Genomic DNA, 268 nt, shown 5'->3' on the forward strand with positions numbered 1-268 from the left:
TCCCGGTGCACAGGGTGGCGGGAGGGGTTACCGCTCGAGGTGTGAATGAATAAAAATTCCAAATTTAAAACTCATCATGCATATGCGGAAGGGCTGAATTTCCCCTCGGCCCAGCACTGGCAAGGGGTGGGGGAAAATGGCTGGTTCCCCTGTTATTTTCAGGGCCAATCCCGAGCGGGCTCATCCCTCGCCATCCCAGAGCCAGCCTTGCTGGCAGCAAGATTTGACCCACCGGCCAAAACCCGTTTTTTAACACGATTTTTTATTG

General features: G+C 53.4%; 1 protein-coding gene. It reads left to right on the forward strand.

The window, feature by feature from the left end:
- Positions 1-45 precede the first annotated feature (45 nt).
- Positions 46-268: hypothetical protein (locus B4920_RS30110; RefSeq protein ID WP_216820064.1), on the forward strand; the 223-nt coding region annotated here is incomplete at its 3' end.

Origin of the sequence: Zoogloea sp. LCSB751 (assembly GCF_002028455.1) — a bacterium.
In the GTDB taxonomy this organism is placed as follows: domain Bacteria; phylum Pseudomonadota; class Gammaproteobacteria; order Burkholderiales; family Rhodocyclaceae; genus Zoogloea.